The following is a 22,644-nucleotide window of genomic DNA, read 5'->3' as shown; positions in this document are numbered from 1 at the left end:
GCGAACTAAAATGAAACATGTTAAAGGCCGATTAGACGAAAGTATTTTGGTTTGTGTATATTACGGACAAAATGGTGAGCGTTTAATTCGCCGAGGACACAAGCTTGCTACATTACTTGACTGCCCATTATATGTGTTGACTGTTGATTCAAAGCCAATTGATGCATTTGATGCGGAAAAATCCGGCTATATCGAGCAGTGGAAAGAACTGACTGATGAGTTGGAAGTAGAACAGTTTATTATTAAGGATAATGAAAAGCGTCCATTCCATAAAGTCATTACAGAAATTGCAATGGACTTTAACATTACCCAAATCATCGTGGGTCAGAGTGCCCAAAGCCGCTGGGAGGAAATCACAAAAGGTTCTTTCTTGAATGTTCTCTTAAAAGAAGTACCATTCGTCGATTTTCATATAGTATCGGTAAAGCGTCCTTCTGAGGATGAACTGATCGATGTATACGAAAAAGGTGTTCGTGCTTATATAATCCAGGAAAATGATTATTATAAAGTCGTGTTTACATGCCCTAAAATTGTGGCACTTGAAGGAATTTTCTTTAAGGAAATTGGGACAGACTTCGATAATGGTATATTCAAGTTTAATTATAACGGGAAGCTTTTAGAAGCTGATATAACAGAAGGTACTGTTAACAACCCTGAAATTCTCCCTAAAGATCGCTTTACATCACTAAAACCTTAATACGAAAGCTGTTTCCAAGTTATTGGAGCAGCTTTTTTTAGAATTTATAAATAGGAAGGATTATTAATATGAAATTTGAAGTGCCTAAAACAAAAAAACTATATGAACAAATAGCCGCTATTATAGAACAAAAAATTACGAACGGGGATATTTCACCTGGCGATAAACTGGATTCTGTTGAACAGCTTGCAAAAAATTTTGAAGTTGGCCGCTCTGCTATTCGTGAAGCTTTAACAGCTCTTCAGGCTCGCGGTATTATCGAAATCCGCCAAGGAGAAGGAACTTATATCCGCAAAGTAACGGCCCAGGATATTTCATTGAACATTCCTACATATGCCTCCTTTTCACAGCAGGATTTACAACAAATATTTGAAGTACGAAAAATTCTAGAATTAGGTTTAATTGAAAATGCCGCAAAGCGCAGAACGGCTCGTCACCTTGAACAATTAAAAGAAGCGCTCATCAAAATGAACGATGCCTTGATCGATCCTGAGACAAGCAGTAACGCCGATATGCGCTTTCATGCAATCATTGCTGAAGCAGCGGACAACCCTTTACTCGTTTCGATGCTACAAAGTGTTTCAAAGCCGATTGCACAGCAAATCCAGCATACCCGTTCCATTTTATCCACTACAGATCATGCGGCTTTATACAATTTGCATGAGGAACATACCGCTATTTATAGCGCTTTAGTAAATGCAGATGATGTACAAGCTAAACAAGCGATGGCAAAACATCTTGAAACAGTCGAATCATTACTTTTCGACAAATAATGTTTTAATTCAATATAATTCTCTTTAAATACTAATTTACAAAGTCATCAGATGACCTGTTGACTTAATTATCAGAAAGTTGTAAATTTAATGGAACAGGGGGGATTGGATGAATGTATCATTATTCGCTACATGTTTAGTCGATATGGTTCAAAGTAATATCGGGAAAAACACGGTTGAGTTGTTGGAACGCTTAGGTTGTACAGTAAGCTTTCCAAAAGGCCAAACTTGTTGCGGTCAACCAGCCTATAATAGTGGCTATGTAAAAGCCTCTAAAGAAACGATGAAAAATACAATTCAAGTATTTGAAGACGCAGAAGTCATCGTCTGTCCATCAGGTTCTTGTGCTTACATGCTAAAAGAATATGTTCATATTTTTAAAGATGAGCCGCTTTGGCATGAAAAAGCACAACGAATCGCAGACAAAACATATGAACTGACACAATTTATTGTCGATGTACTTAAAATTGAAAATGTCGGAGCAAAACTAAACGGAACGGCTACTTATCACCCTTCCTGTCATATGACGCGCTTATTGAAAGTACAGAAAGCTCCCCTCACATTGCTCCAGCATGTAGAAGGCCTTGAATTGCTGGAAATGCCTTTAAAAGAAAATTGCTGCGGTTTTGGCGGGACATTTTCTATTAAAATGGGCCAAATATCTGAACAAATGGTAGATGAAAAGATTGCTTCTGCTGAGCAGATTGCTGTCCACTACTTAATCGGGGCTGATGCAGGCTGTCTTATGAATATCGGCGGACGGATTGACCGGAAAAACATTGACATAAAAACAATGCATATCGCAGAAATATTGAATAGCCGTTAATAGAGAGGAGGATGTGTATCAAATGGCGATGAAAATCAGTCAGCAAAAATTTAATGAACGCCTTTCGTCCAACTTGGAAAATGATTTTATGCGTGGTGCCGTAGCCGGCGCACAGCACCGTTTTCAAACGAGACGAAGCGCCGCTGTAGATTCTTTAAACTGGGAAGAATGGCGCAATCATGGAGAAGAAATCCGGCAGCATGTACTGGAAAATCTCGATTACTATTTATATGAATTGAGTACAAACGTCGAAGCGCGAGGCGGCCATGTATTTTTTGCACAAACTGCTGAAGAAGCTACTGAATACATTTCAACAATTGCCAAACAAAAAAATGCCAAGAAAATAGTGAAAGCAAAATCGATGGTAACCGAAGAAATCAATTTAAACTCACGCTTGGAACAAATCGGATGTGAAGTTATTGAAACTGATTTAGGCGAATATATTTTACAGCTAGATGACCATGACCCGCCTTCTCATATCGTGACACCGGCACTTCATAAAAATAAAGATCAGATTCGGGAAGTATTTGAACAAAAAATTGGCTATACGGCTTCCTCCCAACCAGAGGAACTAGCACTGCATGCCCGCAAAGTTTTACGTGATCATTACTTAACAGCGGATATTGGTATTACAGGATGCAATTTTGCAGTTGCCGAAACAGGTTCTGTTTGTTTAGTAACTAATGAAGGAAATGCGGATTTAGTAACAGCCTTGCCGAAAACACAAATTTCCGTCATGGGAATGGAGCGTTTAGTTCCTACATTTGAAGAAATGGAAGTTCTTGTCGGCATGCTGACACGCAGCGCGGTTGGCCAGAAGTTGACGAGCTATATAACCGTGCTTACAGGCACAAAAGAAGCGCTCGAAGTCGATGGTCCCGAAGAATTCCATTTAGTTATTGTAGACAATGGACGTTCCTCGATTTTAGGCGGAGAATTCCAGTCAATTTTACAGTGCATTCGCTGTGCTGCATGTATTAATACGTGCCCTGTTTACCGCCATGTCGGTGGACATACGTACGGATCTATTTACTCAGGTCCGATTGGTGCCGTATTATCCCCCTTATTGGGTGGCTATGATGATTATAAAGAGCTGCCTTACGCCTCTACTTTATGTGGCGCATGCACGGATGTATGCCCAGTGAAAATTCCGTTGCACCAATTGCTTCATAAGCATCGGGAAGTAATCGTTGAACGGGAAGGCCGTGCCCCGATAAGTGAAAGTTTGTTAATGCAGGCATTTGGAATGGGCACTTCTTCGCAATCAATCTATCAGTTAGGCACTAAAGTAGCTTCAACCGTTATGAAGCCGTTCACGAAAAACGAGAAAATTACAAATGGTCCTGGTCCTCTGAAAAACTGGACAGCGTATCGTGATTTTCCCTCTGTGCAAAAAGAACGTTTTCGTGACTGGTTTGAGCAGCATAACAAAGGAGGCAAATCCAAATGATCCAAAATCGAGAATCCTTTTTACAAACAGTGGCTGCTCGTCTTGGCAGGTCCGCCCCTTCTTTAACAAAACCGGAGCGAAACTGGAAGCACCTCCCTCAACACGAAGTATTAAAGGATGCTTCGATGGAAGAACTTATCGAAGTGTTGAGAGAACAATGCTTGAATATCCACACTACATTGAAAAAATGCACACAGCAGCAGTTGCCTGAAATATTAAATGAAACAATTGCAGACTATGGTGGCGGGCGTGTAATTTACACCAATGATCCGCGTTATGGAGTATTGAATGTGTTATCGGTTTTTGAACAATACGAACATTTAAAGTGGCAAGCTGCTAACGGTAAACAAAATATCGACTTTGCTGAACAGGCAAATGTCGGTGTCGTAATCAGCGACGTGACATTAGCGGAGTCCGGCACAATTATGCTTCAGGCGTCACCGGAAGTTGGCCGAACGCTTTCATTTTTGCCTGAAAATTCGATTGCCATTATACCGAAAAGGAGCATCGTTCCCCGTATGACACAAGCTGCCCAGTTTTTACGAGAGCAGTCACATGTATCGTCCTGTATTAATTTCATTACAGGACCAAGTAACTCTGCAGATATCGAAATGAACTTAGTCGTCGGCGTGCATGGACCGGTGAGAATGACTTATATTTTGGTGGAGGATTATTAAAAAAGAACTTCGGACATTAGAGTCCGTAGTTCTTTTATTTTCCTATTCCCCTACTCGATCACGCGGCAGGAAAAATGCTACGAGTAACAATAATGTCAGTACCGATATGGCATTCATTGTAAAGTGAATGCCCATCTTATCGATAAGGATTCCGATAACAACCGAGCCAATTGCCCCCATCCCAAATGCTACACCGACTGTTAAACCGGCCATTGTACCGATTTTCGATGGGACAAGTTCCTGTGCATACACTACCGTCACTGTAAAGCTAACCATAATCAGCAATCCGATAATAATGAGTAAAACGATTACAGCAGGCAACGGAACAAACGGTAGTGCCAAGCAGAACGGAATCGGTGCGATCACCGACAGCAATATAACATTTTTCCGACCGAAGCGATCTGACAATGGACCACCAAAAAATGTACCTACAACCCCAACTGCCATGAAGATAAAGATAAACAGCTGACCGCGCTCAACACTCATCCCATATTGTTCCGATAAATAAAAGACATAGAAACTTGTTATATTCGTAACGTAAAACGAACGGGCAAATATAATGAACAGCAGCACGAGTAAAGCCATCCCAACTTGCTTTTTCGTTAAAGGCGGCAAGGACGAAATCAGCATTTTTTTGATTTTTGATTTCTTTTCCGCTTCGAGCTGACGTTTATACCACATCGATATTTTCGTTAATAAAAAGATACCGATCGCTGTAAAAATAAGAATAACGGAAACGCCGTACATCCCGAATGGCAAAATGATAAATGCGCTTAGCAATGGGGCTAATGCCTGTCCGCTATTGCCCCCCACCTGATAAATAGACTGAGCTAAGCCGCGCTTATTACCCGCAGCCATAAACGATACGCGTGAACCTTCCGGGTGGAAAATGGCTGAACCAAGTCCCAAGAATAGGACCGACACTAAAATCATCCAGTATTCGCCCGCTAATATGAGCATTGTCAGCCCGATAAACGAGCTCACCATTCCAAGCGGGAGTGCATACGGAAATGGCTTCTTATCTGTCATAAATCCGACGGCCGGCTGTAGCAGACTGGCAACCATGTTAAGAACAAATGAAATCATACCAAGCTGCGTAAACGTTAATCCTAAGTCCCGCTCCAATAATGGGAACATTGCCGGTATAACTGCCTGCATCGTATCATTAATTAAGTGACATATCCCTATTGAGACCATAATTGGGTAGACAGGGTTTGATTGTTTTACTGTTGTAGTCGACATTTTTTCACATTCTTTCTGCTAGTTCAATAACATTTCGCACAATTTTTTAATTATATAATTTCCCCTCAATTTCACCTCTCGTATCGAATGTGTTAAGGGTGCATAGTTTATCGCTTATTATTCATACTACCCTTTAAAAGGAGGGATTATTATAGAACTGAACCTTGGCGAAATGATTTTACGTGCAAGCTGTGCATTTTTCGCAATTTTAATACTCGCCCGGATTATCGGTAAAAAGCAAGTGAGTCAGCTCACTTTCTTCCACTATGTAACGGGTATCACATTTGGTTCGATTGCTGCCGAAGTCTCGACTCAAGTGGAAACCCCTTTTTTAGACGGCATGGTATCTTTAGTAGTGTGGGCTGGATTAACAATAGCCGTTAGTTATATTTCATTCAGATCACAAAAAGCACGTGTCCTTTTTGACGATAAACCATCGATTGTCATTCAAAACGGTGTCATTTTAAATAATGAATTGAGAAAGGCGCGGCTTCATCCAGACGAACTTGCTATGCTGTTGCGTGAACAGAGTATTTTCTCATTTGACGAAGTACTTTATGCTGTTTTTGAAACAAACGGAGAACTGAGTGTCCTGAAAAAGCCGCTTGCCCGGACAGCAACAAAAGAAGACGTATCAGTGTCTGCCCCTGCCCCGCAATACTTTCCTCTGGAATTGATTTCGGACGGGAAAATTATTCAAAAAAACTTAACGGAGCTTCAGCTTACTGAAGACTGGCTCAGAAAAAAATTAGCAAAGAAAAATATCTACGAGATCGATAACGTTTATTATGCGCAAATTTTAGAAAATGGATCGCTCTATATCAGTATAAAAAATGCTAGTCCACCTTCATAAATTTGAAAAAGACAATTAACTCTCATTATATTCCTTATTTTCCTGGAAGTTAATACAAAAAAGCAGAAATCAATTAAAGGAAAATGATTTCTGCTTACTATTTATACTTTTAAATAACGAATATTCTTCTTGCTCATCTTAATACCGATTCCCACTATGACAACAATTAGGATGAGGACAACGAATAAAGTATACCAATAATTTTCCATTAATACATTGTCTGTAAGAAGGCCTGTTCCGTATTTTGCGAGCTTCCAAGGTGTAATACTCCAAAAGCTGCCGATTAATGTGTCAACAAGCAGACCGACTGGAATGAGAATAATTGTAACAGCAGCAGCGACCGATGTTTGGAATGCTGCACTCATCGCAACAGTTAGTGCCATAACAAATAATAACCAAATACAATACGTACCGAGCATCGCCAAAAACTTCGCTATATCAACTGTCCCGTAAAGCAGTGCCGTATAATACATGCTCCCCGCATAGCCAGCGATTGCACTGATGATTGCAATTGTGCTTGAAACAATCCATTTACTGAAAAATAATGCCGTAAAAGACATCGGACGTACATAGAGAAGGGTCGCAGTACCATTTTGGCGCTCCCGGCTTACGGACCCGATATAGGCAGTAATCAATACGAGCAGTCCAATTGTCTGAAATTGACCAGTTGATGCAATAAGCAAATCAGCCGGCTGAAATTCAGGCATTGTCATCATAAATCCATCAGGCATATTGCCGACCGCCTGCAAAATATCTTCCATAAAGTAATTCATGAGCGGGTCACTAATACCGAGCAATACAAAAACGAGCGGAATCCATAAAATTTTAAAGCTGCGAACACTTTCACGCCATTCTTTTAAAAGTAATGCTTTAAATTGCTGCATGTTTCCCCACCACCTTCATAAAGATTTCTTCCAGGCTTGCCGTTTCCCGCTCCACTTTTACAACTTCATATGGTGATGCCGCCAACTGCTGAAGCAACTGTTGCATCGAAGGGCGTCCGTCTAAGATTTCCACATATGCCGCTATTCCGTTAGCAACAGCTCTTAATGTAGCCTGACCCGCAAATTGTCGCGCCTCTTCCGCATTTGTGAACGTTATTTTATAACGTGGTTCCTCAAACTTTTGCTTCACCTCTGTCAGTGACCCTTGCTCAACAAGTTTACCGTCCCGTAAAAACAGCAGCTGATCGGTCATTTCCTCAGCATCGTTTAAAATATGCGTTGAATACAAAATCGTCGTCTGTTGCTGCACTTCTTTCAATAAGTTCATCACTTCCCGACGTCCAACCGGATCAAGTGCCGATACCGGTTCATCCAGCAACAGGAGCTTTGGTTTATGAACTATTGCCTGGGCAATACCTAAGCGCTGCTTCATTCCTCCTGAAAACGTTTCGGTCTTTTTATTCATCGCTTCCTGCAAACCTACAAATTCCAGCATCTTTTTGCATTCTTTTTTTAATGAACGCTTTTCAAGCCCGTTTAAATTGGCTACCATCTCCATATATTCAAGTGCAGTCAGCCAAGAATAGTACTGGGGATATTGCGGTAAAAAGCCGATTGCACTGCGTATATCCTTTACACCCGGCATAATGATCTTGCCGCTTGTCGGCTCCAGTATATTGGAAAGCATCGAAAGTGCCGTCGTTTTCCCTGCGCCATTCGGACCGATCAGCGCTGTAGACGTATGCATCGGCAAAGTGAACGATAAGTCATCCACTACTTTTTTTGCACCAAATTGCTTTGTGAGGCCATTCACTTCAATACAGATCATTGGCTTTTCCGTCCGAACAGAAAGTAGGCGATCGGTCCAAGAGTATTAACAAACAATGATACGAGCACCCATACCCATTTCGGGCCGCGCGTCTCATAACTGCGTACAATATCCACTATGGCAACCGCCCCAAGCACCAATTGCAATACTAATAATGGCGCAATGAGTCCCCAAGGAATATTCGATAATTGATCCATTATAAATCCCCCTTAAATTTTTAAATGATGTTTTAAATTGACCAGTAAACTTTTATAGCGCATATCGTTTTGCACATTTGCCAACATCGGATTATCAGCAATACCTTCATAAATGGATTTTTTGATCGATTCCTCATCCCGTGGTGATTGTGTACTCAGCATAACTTCCTTTGCGATCCAGCCATCCAGCAAGTAGAAATAATCATCCCCTGTAATTTGAAATGGAAATTTGATTTGCGTACAAATTTTTACATAGCGCTCAATACAGCGAATTGCTTCTTCTATATTATTTTGTGTTGCATATCCGCTCGCTGCCTTTATATAAAACAGCAGTGTGTTGTGTATATTCAGTTTATTTAAATGAAAAGTGTCTATTATTGTTTCAATCCGGCTGACCGACTGTTCAAAATAAGATACATTTCCTATTTCCAATCCAAGTGCTTCATTCGCATTCGTAATCATATACAGCAAATGCTGGTACATGTTGACCTGGTGAATTTCCTTCGCCTTTTCTATATTGCCCAGCATCGTTTGTGCCGTAGCGATAAGCTGTTCAGTACCAAGCTGAACTACAGCATTCTCCCCTAATAATTCGAGCACATGCTGAGGTTCCCCTTTTAATATATACGTATATGCCTCAAGTAAATTCGCTTCGTTATTCAGCCGGTAATCTCCACTGAACTCCTTCACACGTTTACAAAGATCCTGGATTTTATCAGCAACGACTTCCTTTTCTTGTGCGAGATTAAAGTAATTGACGTAAAGCTGCGCCATCTTCAGTAAAAACGGGAAGCAACTATAATATTCTTCTATGAGTTGATCAATTGCTGTATCCACTTCAGCAAATGGTTCCTTTGAAAAGCGCTTTGCTAATTCCGCATACATTTTTAAAATTCGTTCATCCGTCAATTGCGGCTCATAACCGAGCAGTGCATCAATTGAAATGTTGAAAAATGTTGCAAGCTTCGGCAAAAGTGCGATATCCGGATAGCTTTGCCCTTTCTCCCACTTTGAAACAGCTGCCCTTGATACTCCGACATGCCGTGCAATTTCCTCTTGTGTCACTTGCAGTTGCTTGCGGCGTTCTGCAAAAATGGCCGCAAATTGAAAATTGGTCATCCCCCTCACCTCTTACACTTATTATAAAAAGAAAGTTGGCTGTTTAATAGCGACTAATTCTTTCAAAAAGGAGATTTTGTCAACTGATGGTTACGTTTCGTCGGGGAAGTGGGATTTGCGGGGTGAAATGTTCTAATATATTGGGGGAAGTTCTAATATATTTTTATTTGTTCTAATAAAAGTGGGATTTTCTAATATAACCGTTCATTGTTCTAATAACTGGTCGTATTGTTCAAATATCCGCCCTCTATTTTCTAATATCGCTCCGACTTTTTCTAATAACCTGGGGCATTGTTCTAATAAAAATCAAAATGCCGTTCTTTTACCTCTATTCACCACGAAATGAAGCCTCGTATCTCTTCATCTTCCAATAAACCTGTTACTTGTTCTAATAACCACCCAACTGCATTAAATGAAAAAAGCCGCCTCCACTTCGGAGACAGCTTGCTATATATAAAATTTATTTAATTAAATGCTTAATTTCCTCGTAGCTTGGCAGTGCCGTTAATGCACCGGCTTTAGTTGCGGCCATTGCGCCCAGCTTGTTGCCGAATGCGACACAGCTGACTAAATCTTCTTTTACTGTAGGTAAACCATTGAAATGAACATAGCGGAGTACGCCTGCCATAAACGCATCACCTGCGCCTGTTGTATCTACCGGAACAACTCGTTCAACCGGAACATGTGTAACTTCACCATTTAATACCGCATAAGCTCCATCGGCTCCAACTGTAATCAGCACGATTGGTACTAACAGCTCATCCAACTTTTGAAGGCCTTCTTCAATTGTTGTTGTTTCTGTCAGGAAATATAATTCCTCATCAGTAAGCTTTAAAATATCTGCATCCTCAAAGAATGAAGAGATTGTCTCACGGCAGATTTCCTCAGATTCCCAACGAAGCGGACGAATATTCGCATCGATTGCGATTATCGCTCCCTTTTCCTTAGCCATATCCACTGCGGCACGTGTTGTTTTTAATGCTGTTTCTTCAAACATCGTTCCTGAACAAACATTTAAAATCGAAGCTCGTTTGAATGCTTCTTCCTGTAACTGCTCAGGTGTTACTTGTAAATTCGGCGTCTCATCGACATAATCTTTAAATACTCGTTCACATTTTTCAGTTAAATGCACATATACACCACTTACACGCTTCTTCGCATCAAATACAGCGAAATCAAGATTCACACCCTCTTTTGCAATCTCCTGACGGCAAAATTCCGATGTTTCGTCATCGCCTGTAATTGTAATAAGTGCTGACGGTGCCCCAATACGACTAATCCCTGCTGCAACATTGATTGTTGCGCCACCTAAATACTTCGTAAATGAAGTATTGGTCTGATCATTTGCAATATAATCAACGAATGCATCTCCATAAACTAAGATGAATTCTTTGTCTATTTGACTCATTAATTGTCTAACCTCCGACGTTGTATGTTCTTACTAATTTACCATAGAAAAGATATATTTATAAAACTTTATACTATTCTGAAACTAATGCTTTCTTCGCGAATGAATTTATTTTCTGTTATACTTTGTTCGGTAAGGAGTTGATTATGATGACCATTACCATTCGACAAGCAGTTCGAAATGACGCGAAAGCTGTCGCACCTTTAATTTATGATGCAATCGGAGACATTGCAAACAATTTGACTGGTGAAGAGGAAGTTTCGCAGATTTTAGCTGCTTTAGAACAGTATGTCACAGAAACGACAAATCGACACAGCTATTTGAATACATTTGTAGCGGAACAGCAAGGTGAAATAGTTGGGATTGTCGTGCTTTATGATGGCCGTCTCGGGTACAAGCTTGATCGCAAGCTCGAACAGCAGCTGGCCCAAAAAGGAATACAGACTACATTGGATGTCGAAGCACATATGGATGAATATTACATCGATACCATTTGTGTCTCGAAAAAAGCGCGCGGTCTTGGTATCGGCACGCTCCTTTTGCAATTTGCCGAGCAAAAAGGCAAGGAGCTTGGCTTCGAAAAAATTTCTCTAAATGTGGAACTAGAGAAACACGATGCACGGCGCTTGTACGAAAAAATAGGCTATCGTACAATTGAAAGCTGGACAATAATTAATGAGCCATTTCATCATATGGTGAAGTCGCTTTAGAATAGGAAGAAACACTAAATGAAACAAAACTGGATTTACCCGCTATTAATTGTAATAGCGGCTAGTAGTTACGGAGTATTATCAACAATTGTAAAAGTTGCGATGCAGCACGGCTATACATCGTCAGAAGCCGTGACGAGCCAATATTTCGTTGGTTTTTTACTTGCACTTTTGCTCTTTGTTGTAACACAACGCACATTACCGAAGCTTTCAAAGAAAGGTGCCATCACTTTACTTTTAGCCGGAACATGTACAGCGATTACAGGTATTGTTTACGGGCACTCACTAAATTATTTACCTGCATCATTGGCAGTTGTTATGCTGTTCCAATTTACATGGATTGGATTGTTCATGGACTGCTTCCTGAAAAGACGCCTGCCAACACGTATTGAATTAATTTCGTTAGTGTTTTTATTTGTAGGTACGATTTTTGCAGCCGGTGTAATTGATGTAGATTTATCGCAAATCGCTTGGCAAGGATGGGCACTAGGGTTACTCGCTGCCTTTACTTTTGCTGCTTTTATGCAATTTAACGCCCAGCCTGTTGAAGGTGTGACGACGATCGGACGTACATTTATTTTATCTGTTGTATCCCTGATCATCGTTTGTATCTTTTTATCGCCAGAAATTGTATGGAACGGCCAATTGACAGGCGGTCTATGGAAGTTCGGCCTGGCACTCGGGCTCTTCGGCATTATTTTGCCGATTTTACTATTTTCGATTGCCGCGCCAAAAGTCGGTGGTGCACTTGTACCAATTTTGAGTGCAATGGAGCTGCCTGTAGCAATTACAGTATCAGTCATTGTATTAAATGAAAATTTAACACTTCTCCAAGTTTTCGGTATCGTACTTGTACTATTCGGTATGGTATTGCCATCCTATTTCGCTTCAAAAAAGGTACGTGTTATCGATCAAACACAGCAGCTGTCCTAATTATAGGGCGGCTGTTTTTTAGTTTTTTCCGTTAGTTTACTTTATTTATTTGAATTGATAAAATTTTCTAATAATTGTAGAATGAGAGTATCAGGTAACAGTTTCTATCATTTGATTGGAGGCCCATTCAACATGTTCTTTCAGAATTACCGCAATCTAATAAATGAAAAAGAAGGAATTTTATTTCCTTCCAATAGTTATCGTCAAATGGTTTTACAGCCCGCTTATGATGAGGCACGCAAGCATTTTTTGGATGCGATGCTTCAAATTCATATTGCCCATTTAAAGATGCTTGAAGAACAGGAATTGGTTACCCCAGAAAATGCCCGTCGCATCGGTCAAGCTATTCAAAAACTTGATCTGGAATATTATAAAACCCGTGATTATAACCCGCAATTTGAAGATTTGTTTTTCCGCATTGAAAACAAGCTAATCGAACTCGGAGGCGATATTTCCGGTAATTTACATATTGGACGCAGCAGAAACGATATGGGAATCGCCATTTACCGCATGACACTACGTAAAAAGATGCTTACGCTCATGCAGGAACTTTTGAATCTACGTCAATCGCTACTCGTCTTTGCCGAAGAGCATGTAGAGACGATCATGATTGGCTATACACATACACAGCAGGCACAGCCGACAACCTTTGCCCATTATTTAAAGGCTGTCATTGATCAGCTCACCAGGGACTATAAACGAATGCAGGCCGCATACAATACGATTAACCGCAGCAGTATGGGCGCGGCGGCTTTGACAACTACAGGGTTCCCGATTAGCCGTGAACGAATGCAGGAATTGCTTGCCTTTGATGACTTAATCGAAAATGCTTGGGATGCCGTTGCCGGTGCTGACTATATCGCGGAAGCCGCTAGCATCGTACAGCTTGCTGCCCTCAATTTAGGGCGCACATCGCAGGACTTTTTACTATGGGCAACACAGGAATTCAATGCTTTTAAGCTTGCCAGTCCTTATGTGCAGATCAGTTCCATCATGCCTCAAAAGCGCAACCCTGTTTCAATCGAGCATACACGTTCACTGCTCTCATCGGTTGTCGGGGATGCGGCAACAGTTCTACAGATGGTCCACAATACACCATTTGGGGATATTGTCGATACAGAAGACGATATGCAACCGTATTTATGGCGGGCAATCGACCGTTTAGTCGGAATTTATAAGCTATTTGCCGGGATGGTCCTTACGATGGATGTGAATAAGGAAAACTTGCTGAAACGTGCGCAAAACAGCTTTGCCAATGTAACAGAGCTTGCCGATTCTCTCGTACGCTCCGAAGGCATTTCATTCCGCCAGTCACATAAAATTGTCAGCCTATGTGTGCGGGAACTGATGGCAAATAATAAAGAATCGCTCGCAAGCCTGACATGGAAATTGGCCAACGAGAAATGCTTAGAAGTTACAGGAAAGCCGCTTCAAATTAATGAGATTGCCTTTTACCAGGCGATCCAGCCAGAGTACTTCGTTAATATACGTACATTAAAGGGAGGGCCTGCGCCTGCAACAATGCGAAAATCGCTAAAACAGGCAGAAGATGATACGGCCCACCTTGAAAGTTGGCTGAGAGAAAAGACAGAGGCAATTTTAAAAGCCGAAAATCGATTGGAACAAATTTTAAAGGGGTGGACGGAACATGAGTAATCGTTATGTATTAGCCGTTGATGGTGGTGCATCAAAAACAGTAATGAGCATTCGTTCTATAGATGGTCGTGAACTATTTACCGCAACTTCCACAGGCTCGAATTACCAGGCTGTTGGAATTGAACATGTCCAACATGTATTTACCGGCCTGCTCAGGAGTGCGGCAGCCCATTTACCGAGCCTGTTTATTGATGTAGCAATCTTCGCACTTTCCGGCATTGATACAGACCAGGATAAAAAGATTATCGAGGAAATTATTGAAGGAAGTATCGCCCGCTCCCCTTTTACATTCGGTCAAATTTTAATAGAAAATGATGTTGAAGCAACGTTAAAAGGTCTTGGGAAGACTGATATAAGCCTGCTTATTTCAGGTACAGGGGCTATTTGCTATAGTCTTATGAATAATAAGATCAGCCGTGGTGGCGGCTGGGGACACCGGATTGGTGATGAAGGAAGCGGTTACTGGATTGGAAAACATATTGCGAAATCGATTTTCCGCGCTGCTGATGGTCGCAACAAGCCGACCATATTAACAGATCTTGTTTTAGCAGGTCACCATGTTATCAGCACAGATGAATTGTTCAATCTCATTTACTCAGCAGATTATACAAATTCCCGATTGGCCAGCTTCAGTTCTTATTTGCAACAGGCGGTTGAAATGGGTGATGCCGTTGCACAGAAAATTATGCAAAAAGCAGCGGATGAACTTGTTTTATTGGCAGCAACGACATTAAAAAATGCGGGTTATGCAAATAAAGCCCATACACTGTTTTTAAATGGCGGGATTTTAAAAAATAATCCTGCGCTCGTTGAATTAATAACTACACAGTTCCAAACAACACACCCGAATATAACGTTAAAGTTATGCGAGGAGAAGCCGATTGAAGCTATTTTCAATCGTGGCTTACGTGAATTGAACGGAGCCCATCCCGTTAAGTAGACATAGAAAAATCCCCTTTAGCATCATTTGCTTAAAGGGGATTTTATCCTTTATTACACTACGTCTTCCTGACTTCCAAGCTTAGAATCGATTAACCCTTTTGCCTCATCCTTCATCTCATCTGTAATTGATAAATACACTTTTCCCAGTGCAGTTAAAATGATAAAAGCATCATCGGTTAAACCGAATAAAGGAAGGAAATCGACAACTAAATCCAATGGCAAAATGAAGTACCCCAGCGCTCCTAAAACAATGAGTTTGTTCGATTTAGGCATTTCCGGACTACGCAGGGCGACGTAAAGTGTAGCAGCTGCCTGCATCGCTTTATAGCCTAACCCGCCACCAAATTTTTTCATTTTATGCAGAAACTTTTTATCTGAATAATGTTGGTCTTGGCCTTCAATCATTTTTTCGAAGTTATATTGTTCGCTCATACGAATGCTCCTTTCCTTGCTATTATTTTATTATTCCTCAAATATGCGACTCGTAATCCTATACGTTTTCGCAATAAGAAAAGATTCATTTCGTATTTTGCCTTTTATGTAGGAAATTTGACCAAAGTTGCTGGAGTATTTTAGTCGGGTTCAATACTTCATCATAATAAATAATTGAATTTTTCCGGAGCTTTGCATGACCAATCGGCACCTCGTAGACAGGAACTTTTCGTCTTATCGCCTCAATCAGCATGTTCGTGTCATAGTGATAAGACTCTCCCTTCACTTTACAAAGCCATGGCAGATGTCCTCTTGGAATGTAACGTAATCCTGTTTGGATGTCGAGCAAACGTTTACGGATAAACAGTTCAAACACCATCGAGTAGGCACGGTTTTGCAGTTTACTAATGAGCGGGTAGTCTGAATCTTTGAAATCGCGAATACCTAGTATAATCCCATCAGAAAAGATTTTCGTACTCGACAATACCTGTTCCACATCCAATACCGAATGCTGACCATGCGCTCCTACTGTAATAATCCCCTTTGTCTGCAATCTGGATTTCAGTATATACTCCATCCCTGTTTTAAGTGCACGGCCTTTCCCCAGGTTTTTGTCATGTGTTAATACTTCGCAACCTTCTTGCTGTAATTGTTCAAACAGACCGTTGTATTTTTCTTCACTGCCATCATTAATGACAATAATATTGGCAATCGGCAATGCATTCAGTTTTCTGACAAACTGCAGAAGAGCCGGTAAAGGGTTTAGCGCTGGAATCATAACAATGACTTGCTCCATATTGCATGCTCCTTCATAGAATATTTAATGAAAAAATCTAAAATAGAAAGCTATTCATCAGCAGTTATAACTTCAACGGGAATATGCTGAAATTTTGTTACATCAAACAATCCTGTATCTGTAAGCTTAATATCTGGAATAACGGGCAATGCGAGAAATGATAAAGTCAGAAATAGATGATAGTCAAGTGTAGGATGAATGGTATGCAGACCTTCATGTAATTTCTCCAGCTCTTTCTTCGCCTGTTCAGCAGGAGCATCTGTCATAAGACCTGCGATTGGCAGACTGAGCGAAGCAATCACTTCTCCTTCATTTACTACGACTAACCCGCCTTGAATTTTTTGAAGTGCCTTAAGTGCAATTAACATATCTTCATCATTTGTTCCTACGGCAATCGCATTATGTGAATCATGGGAAATCGTTGTCGCTACAGCGCCGCTTTGAATACCAATACCTTGTACGATTGCGACTGCCTTTGTCCCAATGTGGTGATGACGCTCCACAACTGCCAGCTTCAATAAATCCTTTTCGATCGATGATACAAAATGTCCATTTGCTACGTCGACTTCCATCTCAACCCGCTTTGTAATGAGCTGATTTGGTACAATTTTCATTATATTTGCCCGATTTCCTGTAAACGGCAAGCGTAAATCTTCAACTGTCAACTCTGGTAAATGCATCGACTGTAAAATGGATGTTTCCACAGTAGATTTTTCCGGAATTAGTGAAAGCATTTCTCCATTTTCCGCAACTTTTCTTCCATTTTTCCATACAGCCAGTGCTTTCATCGTCTGCAAATCCTCAACAACTATAAAATCTGCATCATAGCCTGTAGCAACCGCGCCTTTATTTTTCAGACGATAACATTCAGCGGCATTTAATGATGCAATCTGAATCGCCAGTAATGGATCCATTCCTTCCGCAATCGCCAGTGCCACTGCGTAGTTAATGCTTCCCTGCTCCATCAGTTCATCCAAATGCTTATCATCCGTACAAAAAGCAAAACGCCGCGCATTCGCCATTGTTACAGCAGGTAAAATGGCTTTTAAGTTTTTGGCTGCTGAACCTTCCCGGATCAGCACATACATCCCCTGCTCCACTCGGTCCAATGCCTCTTCGGCTGTCACGCATTCATGATCTGTTGTAATTCCTGCTGCCCGGTAACCACGTATTTGAGAACTTGTTAAGCCTGCACAATGACCATCAATGACCAACCCATTTTCTTGAGCAAGTTTTAGCTTTGCGAGCATTTCCTTTTCCCCGTTCAGTACAGCAGGAAAATCCATTACCTCTGCTAAACCTAATACATTCTTATGACCGATAAATTCTTTTAAATCTTTTGCCGTCAGAACAGCTCCTGCATTTTCAAAAGAGGTCCCCGGTACACTGGAAGGCAGCATAAAATAAATATCCATTTCGACATCTTCAATATCCTGCAGCATAAATTCCAATCCTGCTTTTCCTGAGACATTCGCAATTTCATGCGGGTCTGTAACGACAGCCGTTACACCATGTGGAAGCACGATTCGATTAAACTGTTTTGGTACAAGCATGGATGATTCAATATGAATATGTGCATCAATAAAGCCCGGTACAATATACTTTCCGCTTGCATCTATTACTTGTTCCGCTTCAAATTCATCTGGCTCTGAAATTGCAATAATTTTGCCGTTTGCCACTACAACATCACCTTTTCGCCAACATAAATTAAAGACATCGGCAATTTGTGCATGTTGAATAATGAAATCCGCTTTACCTCGTTTTTGAGATTGATCGATAATTTGCCTCATATGCCACCCCCTGTTTATTTCAAATCTTTTAATAACTAAATAAAAAAGGGGACGCTTCAAAAATCGCACTGTCCCCTTTCCTATAATCGCACAACTCTATATGCTTTTCTGGCAGCTTTTAGCTTTGTACCAATGCTGCTTCTATCTCTTTAGCGAATATGCCTTTTGCCTTTTCAATATCGACTTGCAGCTGTTGCTCTTGCAATGCTTCACCAATCACAACAATTGCCTGTTCCAGCATTTCCGCAGTCGTATTCCCCATATGTCCAATGCGGAATGCTTTTCCTGCTAAGTGGGCTAAAGAACCCGCTACGATAATACCGCGGTTCGCTAAACTTGCTCGGAATTTTCCATCCTCAATACCTTCAGGATATAAAATACAGCTTAATGTCGGCGCAGCTACTTCCTCGTTAGCCAATGGTGTCATACCGTAAGAACGCAGTGCCGCACGGATCGCTTTACCAAATGCAATATGACGCGCTTCACGTTTCTGCATACCTTCTTCTAATACAATATTCAATGCAACATCATATGCGTAAATTAAGTTAACCGGAGGCGTCGCAAAGTACATTGCCGGGTTATCCATAATATTGCGCCAATTATGTATATCCGCATAATAGGCCGGCACTGTCCCGATTTGTTCACGAGCAGCCAATGCCTGCTTACTGAAAGCAACAATCGCCAGCCCAGGAGGAATACCAATCGCCTTTTGGGATCCTGTTAACACAATATCAATTTTATAGTCTTCTTCACCGTAAGCTTTACTCATGTCCTCTTGCAATGCTGCTGTTGCGACAACACCATCAACAATGACAAGTGCACCGGATGCTTTAATAATCGGAACAAGTGTCTCTAAGTCCGAAACAACCCCAGTAGATGTATCGGCATGTGTAATTGTTACAGCCTTATAATTGTTAGCCTTCACTGCTTCCTCAACAAGCGTTGCATCTACACGTTCACCCCATGTTGACTGCAGTACATCAACTTCAATTCCAAATGCCTTTGCAAGTGGTGTAAAACGATCACCGAAATAGCCATGACTAATAACAAGCAGGCGTTCACCTTTTGCAATAGTATTTACTATTGCCATTTCCATTGCTAATGTACCTGAACCCGCTACAACATATACTTCTCCATCTGTATTAAACAGCTTTTTCGTATTGGCAAGCGCATTTTTAAATGTTTCTACAAACCTAGGATCCGTATGGCCTCTCGTTTCACTTGCCAAGGCATCATAAATCTCATCCATTACCGGTGTCGGCCCTGGTACTAATAATAATTCTTTATTTTTCATTGATATTACTCCCTTTTCTTAATAGTAAAAATATTCTATCTATATAATATTCCCTACTCTATATTAGAACTCCTTTATTTCTCTAAATAGAAAATGCCTTTTTAGCCCCATCCAAGCTAAAAAGACATTCATCTTTATAAAAACCCCTTAGTTTTCCTTATATGTTGGGAGGCATCCCATACTAAACCGCGTTCCAATTCGATTTAGCATTGTTCATAGAGTCAAGCTGTTCAAGTTCAAGAATTTATTCCTCTTCCACATCCTACGTTTCTTTCAATAGTCGCTTCGGCATAACGTCTATTTACTCAGTGCACATTCCCCAATGTCACTTGAATCGGTAAAATAGAAGAAAAGGAATACGTTAATCCGAATAAGCAGTTCCCCGTTTATGAATCTATTCATAACACTGCCTATTAAACCTAATCTTATACAAATTGCTCTGTTTCAGTAGAGCCGGACATAGCAGTTGTCGAAGATGTACCACCTGAAATTGTTTGTGATACTTCATCAAAGTAACCAGTACCTACTTCACGTTGGTGACGAGTAGCAGTGTAACCTTTACTTTCAGCAGCAAACTCTGCTTGTTGTAGTTTAGAGTAAGCAGCCATACCATTGTCTTTGTAGTCATGCGCAAGCTCGAACATTGAGTAGTTTAAGCTGTGGAAACCAGCAAGTGTAATAAATTGGAACTTGTAGCCAAGTTTACCTAACTCACGTTGGTACTCTGCAATCTCTTCATCTGATAACTTAGCTTTCCAGTTGAATGAAGGCGAGCAGTTATACGCTAACATTTTTCCTGGGAACTCAGCGTGGATTGCAGCTGCAAACTCACGAGCTTCTTCTAATGACGGGTGAGAAGTCTCACACCAGATTAAATCTGCATATGGTGCATAAGCTAACCCGCGTGCAATTGCTTGCTTAATACCTGGTTTAGTACGGTAGAATCCTTCTGGAGTACGTTCACCTGTTAAGAATTCTGCATCGCGTGGGTCGATATCTGAAGTTACCATGTCAGCAGCATCTGCATCAGTACGTGCGATCAAAATAGTATCAACTCCTGCAACATCAGCTGCTAAACGTGCAGCAATTAAATTACGTACAGCGTTTTGCGTTGGTAATAATACTTTCCCGCCTAAGTGTCCGCATTTTTTCTCAGAAGCTAATTGGTCTTCTAAATGCACACCAGCAGCACCCGCTTCAATCATTCCCTTAACTAATTCAAATACGTTTAATGGACCACCGAAGCCTGCTTCCGCATCAGCTACAATCGGCGCAAACCAGTCAAAACCATCATCACGGCCTTCAGCATGGTCGATTTGGTCAGCACGCTGAAGCGCCTGGTTAATACGTTTTACTACTGCTGGTACAGAGTTTGCCGGATATAAAGACTGGTCCGGATACATTTGACCAGAAAGGTTTGCATCAGCCGCTACTTGCCACCCCGATAAGTAGATTGCCTGTAAACCTGCCTTTACTTGCTGTACTGCCTGATTCCCCGTTAAAGCACCTAAAGCATTAATGAAAGGCGCTTCATGTAATGATTTCCATAAACGAGCAGATCCTCGTTTTGCTAATGTTTGCTCCTGGATGAATGAACCTTGTAACTTTACAACCTCTTCAGCTGTATAGCCACGCTCAATTCCTTTCCAACGTGAGTTTTCTGCCCAATCCTTTTGTAAAGCTTCGATTCTTTCTTGACGAGTTGACATAATAAATTTCCACCTTCCCCATTGTGTATAGATATTCTGTTAGAAAAATTTGTAATTGACTGTTCCATAACAGAACATCTTGATGTAATATAATGTATAACAGAAAGTTTAACTTTTCATTATTTTCTGACAAATTAACTTTAATTTAGGATGAATGGGTATATTTGGCGGATGAATTATCATTTAGGCAATAATACAGAAGGAGTGGATTTGCATTGTCATTACAAAATATTGAAATCGAAAAGAGCATTTTAAATCAGTATAAAATTATTTTAGAAGATTGGATTCCTCAAGATGCATCGATTGCAATAGCAGTAAACAATAGCTTTATTTATTTCAGCACAGGTCATCACCATTTTTCATTGAAAGTAGGTTCCGCAGTTCCGAAAGACAGTATCGCTTATAAAGTACTTCAAACAGCAAAAAAAGTAGATGCTGTTATGGAGAATACACTTTTTGAAACACCTTATTATGCGATTGGATATCCAATTTTGGTAAACGGTGAACAAGGTGCTTTAGTTGTCGTGCTGCCCCCATTATTTAAAGTAAAAAGTTCAGATATGTATCAGTTTTTAACAGGAAAACAAATAGAAGATTGGGTACCCATTTCGATTGATGAAATTTCACATATTGAAAGTCTGCAAAAGCGAACATGGTTTTACTCCAAAGGTGAGCAGTACAAAACAGCCATTACACTTAAAGAGTTGCAGACTCGACTACCAAATAACTTTCTTCGCATTCATCGTTCCTATATTATAAATATTTGCTATATAAAGAAAATCTCGCGGGATCTGACTTCTAACTTTATTGTTCAACTGAAGGATGGCGTAGAATTACCAGTAAGTCAGTCCTATATCAATAACTTACGGGCAGTTTTGGAGTTTTAATATGTATTGACAGAGTTATATAAACAAAACAAAAAACCCACTGATTTCTCAGTGGGTTTTACATGTGCGAAGCGACGTCCTACTCTCACAGGGGGAAGCCCCCAACTACCATCGGCGCTAAAGAGCTTAACTTCCGTGTTCGGTATGGGAACGGGTGTGACCTCTTTGCCATCATCACTTCACTATTATCGGCTTCCAATCCACGGCGCTATCCTTCGTCAACTTCCTTCGATCTTTCAGTCACGTACTTGAGTACGCTCCTTCAATCACTCAGTCGTTTCCTCGACTAGCTTGTGTCTTTGAAACCCTTAGAAAGATTCATTCTTTCAAAACTGGATAAACGTTTCATTGAATTGTGCAATAAAATGTGGTTAAGTCCTCGACCGATTAGTATTCGTCAGCTGCATGCGTCACCGCACTTCCACCTCGAACCTATCTACCTGATCGTCTTTCAGGGGTCTTACTTACTTGCGTAATGGG

22 protein-coding genes and 2 rRNA genes are annotated in these 22,644 nt (G+C 40.7%); 11 read left to right on the top strand and 13 right to left on the bottom strand.

Features of this window, described 5'->3' with window-relative positions; translation table 11 throughout:
* Positions 1–10: 10 nt before the first annotated feature.
* From B5473_RS00750 to B5473_RS00730, 5 genes are all read left to right on the top strand, one after another.
* Positions 11–697 carry a histidine kinase gene (locus tag B5473_RS00750; protein ID WP_014825050.1) on the top strand — a complete coding sequence of 229 codons (687 nt, stop codon included), beginning with the start codon at positions 11–13 and terminating at the stop codon, positions 695–697.
* Positions 698–777: 80 nt separating this feature from the next.
* Complete coding sequence (locus tag B5473_RS00745) at positions 778–1,470, top strand: FadR/GntR family transcriptional regulator (protein ID WP_254865207.1); 693 nt, start codon at positions 778–780, stop codon at positions 1,468–1,470.
* 109 nt (positions 1,471–1,579) lie between these two features.
* Positions 1,580–2,296 carry a (Fe-S)-binding protein gene (locus B5473_RS00740; RefSeq protein WP_008407443.1) on the top strand — a complete coding sequence of 239 codons (717 nt, stop codon included), beginning with the start codon at positions 1,580–1,582 and terminating at the stop codon, positions 2,294–2,296.
* Positions 2,297–2,318: 22 nt separating this feature from the next.
* Positions 2,319–3,746 (top strand): LutB/LldF family L-lactate oxidation iron-sulfur protein, encoded by a 1,428-nt coding sequence (locus B5473_RS00735; protein ID WP_079523221.1) that lies wholly within the window; start codon positions 2,319–2,321, stop codon positions 3,744–3,746.
* The gene (locus B5473_RS00730; protein WP_079523220.1) at positions 3,743–4,423 is read left to right on the top strand and encodes a LutC/YkgG family protein; all 681 of its coding nucleotides are present in this window, start codon (positions 3,743–3,745) and stop codon (positions 4,421–4,423) included. Before B5473_RS00735 ends, B5473_RS00730 begins: the two co-directional genes overlap by 4 nt.
* Positions 4,424–4,465: 42 nt before the next feature.
* On the opposite strand, the gene B5473_RS00725 is transcribed toward B5473_RS00730, so the two are convergent.
* Complete coding sequence (locus B5473_RS00725) at positions 4,466–5,665, bottom strand: MFS transporter (RefSeq protein WP_079523219.1); 1,200 nt, start codon at positions 5,663–5,665, stop codon at positions 4,466–4,468.
* A 172-nt stretch (positions 5,666–5,837) separates the two neighbouring features.
* Between B5473_RS00725 and B5473_RS00720 the strand changes: the two genes are divergently transcribed.
* Entirely contained in the window at positions 5,838–6,518 is a 681-nt protein-coding gene (locus B5473_RS00720) for a YetF domain-containing protein (protein WP_079523218.1), read from the top strand.
* Positions 6,519–6,619: 101 nt separating this feature from the next.
* Here the strand turns inward: B5473_RS00720 and B5473_RS00715 are convergent, their stop codons facing one another.
* The 5 genes from B5473_RS00715 to B5473_RS00695 all read right to left on the bottom strand — a co-directional run bounded on the left by B5473_RS00715 (position 6,620) and on the right by B5473_RS00695 (position 11,015).
* On the bottom strand, positions 6,620–7,402 hold the full coding sequence (locus tag B5473_RS00715) for an ABC transporter permease (RefSeq protein ID WP_079523217.1): 783 nt from the start codon (positions 7,400–7,402) through the stop codon (positions 6,620–6,622).
* Positions 7,389–8,291 carry an ABC transporter ATP-binding protein gene (locus B5473_RS00710; RefSeq protein WP_079523216.1) on the bottom strand — a complete coding sequence of 301 codons (903 nt, stop codon included), beginning with the start codon at positions 8,289–8,291 and terminating at the stop codon, positions 7,389–7,391. Before B5473_RS00710 ends, B5473_RS00715 begins: the two co-directional genes overlap by 14 nt.
* Complete coding sequence (locus B5473_RS00705) at positions 8,288–8,488, bottom strand: PLD nuclease N-terminal domain-containing protein (protein WP_008407429.1); 201 nt, start codon at positions 8,486–8,488, stop codon at positions 8,288–8,290. The genes B5473_RS00710 and B5473_RS00705 overlap by 4 nt, the downstream gene beginning before the upstream one ends.
* A 12-nt stretch (positions 8,489–8,500) precedes the next feature.
* Positions 8,501–9,607 carry a helix-turn-helix domain-containing protein gene (locus tag B5473_RS00700; RefSeq protein ID WP_079523215.1) on the bottom strand — a complete coding sequence of 369 codons (1,107 nt, stop codon included), beginning with the start codon at positions 9,605–9,607 and terminating at the stop codon, positions 8,501–8,503.
* Between the two features lie 460 nt (positions 9,608–10,067).
* Entirely contained in the window at positions 10,068–11,015 is a 948-nt protein-coding gene (locus tag B5473_RS00695) for a carbohydrate kinase family protein (RefSeq protein WP_079523214.1), read from the bottom strand.
* 149 nt (positions 11,016–11,164) lie between these two features.
* Here B5473_RS00695 and B5473_RS00690 point away from each other — a divergent pair, with 149 nt between their 5' ends.
* From B5473_RS00690 to B5473_RS00675, 4 genes are all read left to right on the top strand, one after another.
* A complete protein-coding gene (locus B5473_RS00690) occupies positions 11,165–11,725 on the top strand; it encodes a GNAT family N-acetyltransferase (protein WP_079523213.1) in 561 nt (186 codons plus the stop codon).
* Between the two features lie 18 nt (positions 11,726–11,743).
* Positions 11,744–12,658, top strand: coding sequence for an EamA family transporter (locus B5473_RS00685; protein WP_079523212.1), 915 nt, complete (start codon positions 11,744–11,746; stop codon positions 12,656–12,658).
* Between the two features lie 132 nt (positions 12,659–12,790).
* Complete coding sequence (argH, locus tag B5473_RS00680) at positions 12,791–14,314, top strand: argininosuccinate lyase (RefSeq protein WP_079523211.1); 1,524 nt, start codon at positions 12,791–12,793, stop codon at positions 14,312–14,314.
* Positions 14,307–15,254, top strand: a complete 948-nt coding sequence (locus tag B5473_RS00675; RefSeq protein ID WP_079523210.1) for an N-acetylglucosamine kinase — start codon at positions 14,307–14,309, stop codon at positions 15,252–15,254. Before argH ends, B5473_RS00675 begins: the two co-directional genes overlap by 8 nt.
* Positions 15,255–15,307: 53 nt before the next feature.
* Here B5473_RS00675 and B5473_RS00670 read toward each other — a convergent pair whose 3' ends face one another.
* From B5473_RS00670 to aceA, 5 genes are all read right to left on the bottom strand, one after another.
* Positions 15,308–15,688: a YkvA family protein gene (locus B5473_RS00670; RefSeq protein WP_079523209.1), complete on the bottom strand. Its 381-nt coding sequence runs from the start codon at positions 15,686–15,688 to the stop codon at positions 15,308–15,310.
* 85 nt (positions 15,689–15,773) lie between these two features.
* Entirely contained in the window at positions 15,774–16,484 is a 711-nt protein-coding gene (locus B5473_RS00665; protein WP_079523208.1) for a glycosyltransferase, read from the bottom strand.
* Positions 16,485–16,534: 50 nt separating this feature from the next.
* Positions 16,535–18,274: an adenine deaminase gene (gene ade, locus B5473_RS00660; protein WP_079523207.1), complete on the bottom strand. Its 1,740-nt coding sequence runs from the start codon at positions 18,272–18,274 to the stop codon at positions 16,535–16,537.
* A 118-nt stretch (positions 18,275–18,392) separates the two neighbouring features.
* Positions 18,393–19,568, bottom strand: coding sequence for a pyridoxal-phosphate-dependent aminotransferase family protein (locus B5473_RS00655; RefSeq protein WP_079523206.1), 1,176 nt, complete (start codon positions 19,566–19,568; stop codon positions 18,393–18,395).
* A gap of 425 nt (positions 19,569–19,993) precedes the next feature.
* Entirely contained in the window at positions 19,994–21,277 is a 1,284-nt protein-coding gene (gene aceA / locus B5473_RS00650; protein WP_079523205.1) for an isocitrate lyase, read from the bottom strand.
* 215 nt (positions 21,278–21,492) lie between these two features.
* Here aceA and B5473_RS00645 point away from each other — a divergent pair, with 215 nt between their 5' ends.
* Positions 21,493–22,164: a LytTR family DNA-binding domain-containing protein gene (locus B5473_RS00645; protein ID WP_079523204.1), complete on the top strand. Its 672-nt coding sequence runs from the start codon at positions 21,493–21,495 to the stop codon at positions 22,162–22,164.
* A 66-nt stretch (positions 22,165–22,230) separates the two neighbouring features.
* Here B5473_RS00645 and rrf read toward each other — a convergent pair.
* Positions 22,231–22,346: ribosomal RNA gene (gene rrf / locus B5473_RS00640) — 5S ribosomal RNA — on the bottom strand.
* Between the two features lie 185 nt (positions 22,347–22,531).
* Positions 22,532–22,644 (bottom strand): 23S ribosomal RNA (locus tag B5473_RS00635); the annotation flags it as partial.

This window comes from Solibacillus isronensis, from assembly GCF_900168685.1.
In the GTDB taxonomy this organism is placed as follows: domain Bacteria; phylum Bacillota; class Bacilli; order Bacillales_A; family Planococcaceae; genus Solibacillus; species Solibacillus isronensis_A.
Note: the sequence above shows the minus strand (reverse complement) of the source record. Positions and strands in the feature narration are given on the sequence as shown.

What these genes read in the sequence shown, in the direction of transcription:
- B5473_RS00750 (WP_014825050.1), top strand. Translation starts at nt 11, where the DNA reads ATGAAACATGTTAAAGGCCGATTAGACGAAAGTATTTTGGTTTGTGTA.
- B5473_RS00740 (WP_008407443.1), top strand. Translation starts at nt 1,580, where the DNA reads ATGAATGTATCATTATTCGCTACATGTTTAGTCGATATGGTTCAAAGT.
- B5473_RS00735 (WP_079523221.1), top strand. Translation starts at nt 2,319, where the DNA reads ATGGCGATGAAAATCAGTCAGCAAAAATTTAATGAACGCCTTTCGTCC.
- B5473_RS00730 (WP_079523220.1), top strand. Translation starts at nt 3,743, where the DNA reads ATGATCCAAAATCGAGAATCCTTTTTACAAACAGTGGCTGCTCGTCTT.
- B5473_RS00725 (WP_079523219.1), bottom strand. Translation starts at nt 5,665, where the DNA reads ATGTCGACTACAACAGTAAAACAATCAAACCCTGTCTACCCAATTATG.
- B5473_RS00720 (WP_079523218.1), top strand. Translation starts at nt 5,838, where the DNA reads ATGATTTTACGTGCAAGCTGTGCATTTTTCGCAATTTTAATACTCGCC.
- B5473_RS00715 (WP_079523217.1), bottom strand. Translation starts at nt 7,402, where the DNA reads ATGCAGCAATTTAAAGCATTACTTTTAAAAGAATGGCGTGAAAGTGTT.
- B5473_RS00710 (WP_079523216.1), bottom strand. Translation starts at nt 8,291, where the DNA reads ATGATCTGTATTGAAGTGAATGGCCTCACAAAGCAATTTGGTGCAAAA.
- B5473_RS00705 (WP_008407429.1), bottom strand. Translation starts at nt 8,488, where the DNA reads ATGGATCAATTATCGAATATTCCTTGGGGACTCATTGCGCCATTATTA.
- B5473_RS00700 (WP_079523215.1), bottom strand. Translation starts at nt 9,607, where the DNA reads ATGACCAATTTTCAATTTGCGGCCATTTTTGCAGAACGCCGCAAGCAA.
- B5473_RS00695 (WP_079523214.1), bottom strand. Translation starts at nt 11,015, where the DNA reads ATGAGTCAAATAGACAAAGAATTCATCTTAGTTTATGGAGATGCATTC.
- B5473_RS00690 (WP_079523213.1), top strand. Translation starts at nt 11,165, where the DNA reads ATGACCATTACCATTCGACAAGCAGTTCGAAATGACGCGAAAGCTGTC.
- B5473_RS00685 (WP_079523212.1), top strand. Translation starts at nt 11,744, where the DNA reads ATGAAACAAAACTGGATTTACCCGCTATTAATTGTAATAGCGGCTAGT.
- argH (WP_079523211.1), top strand. Translation starts at nt 12,791, where the DNA reads ATGTTCTTTCAGAATTACCGCAATCTAATAAATGAAAAAGAAGGAATT.
- B5473_RS00675 (WP_079523210.1), top strand. Translation starts at nt 14,307, where the DNA reads ATGAGTAATCGTTATGTATTAGCCGTTGATGGTGGTGCATCAAAAACA.
- B5473_RS00670 (WP_079523209.1), bottom strand. Translation starts at nt 15,688, where the DNA reads ATGAGCGAACAATATAACTTCGAAAAAATGATTGAAGGCCAAGACCAA.
- B5473_RS00665 (WP_079523208.1), bottom strand. Translation starts at nt 16,484, where the DNA reads ATGGAGCAAGTCATTGTTATGATTCCAGCGCTAAACCCTTTACCGGCT.
- ade (WP_079523207.1), bottom strand. Translation starts at nt 18,274, where the DNA reads ATGAGGCAAATTATCGATCAATCTCAAAAACGAGGTAAAGCGGATTTC.
- B5473_RS00655 (WP_079523206.1), bottom strand. Translation starts at nt 19,568, where the DNA reads ATGAAAAATAAAGAATTATTATTAGTACCAGGGCCGACACCGGTAATG.
- aceA (WP_079523205.1), bottom strand. Translation starts at nt 21,277, where the DNA reads ATGTCAACTCGTCAAGAAAGAATCGAAGCTTTACAAAAGGATTGGGCA.